The following is a 579-nucleotide window of genomic DNA, read 5'->3' as shown; positions in this document are numbered from 1 at the left end:
GTATACTCACCTAAATCAGAAGTTGTTTTAATAGTAATCTCAGCACCAGCACTTTGACTTCCTGCTTGCATTTTGAAAGCACCTGTAACTTTTGCTAATTTAGTTGCATCTTCTTCTTTAGCAACGCTTCATTTACTATCTGTTGCAGTTGCACTTAAAGTATAACCAACAACAGCGTTAGCATCAAGCTCTGTTACACTTTCAGCTTTTAAAGCGTTAAGTGTAGTTACCATTTCTTTTAAACGAGTGTCAGCAGGTGCTTCTTGCCCTTCTACTGCTGCAGCAAGTGGTTTAAACACATTAGATAACTTTTTAAGGTTAGTAGCATCAGTTGCAGCAACTGTTTTATAAGTATAACTTGCTAATTGAGTTGATAAATAAGCTTGTCCTGTAGTAAAGCCTGTAACATTAGCATCACGACCTGTTGCACCATCTTTAGTTGTTTGTGATGTTACTGAAGCTGCAGATAGATCTTCTTGTTCACCTTTAGTGAATTTTCAATACTTAGTATCAGTTCCACTACCACTTGAAAGTAATAATTGTACTTGTAATGATCCTGCAGTGTTATCTCAGTTGGTT

General features: G+C 36.4%; 1 protein-coding gene. It reads right to left on the bottom strand.

What is annotated here, in order from left to right; all coding sequences use genetic code 4:
* Positions 1-579: hypothetical protein (locus CJF60_RS05270; RefSeq protein WP_180737988.1), on the bottom strand; the 579-nt coding region annotated here is incomplete at both ends.

The organism is Mycoplasmopsis agassizii (assembly GCF_002272945.1).
In the GTDB taxonomy this organism is placed as follows: Bacteria; Bacillota_I; Bacilli_A; order Mycoplasmatales; family Metamycoplasmataceae; genus Mycoplasmopsis_B; species Mycoplasmopsis_B agassizii.
This window is presented reverse-complemented; position numbering and strand designations above follow the sequence as displayed.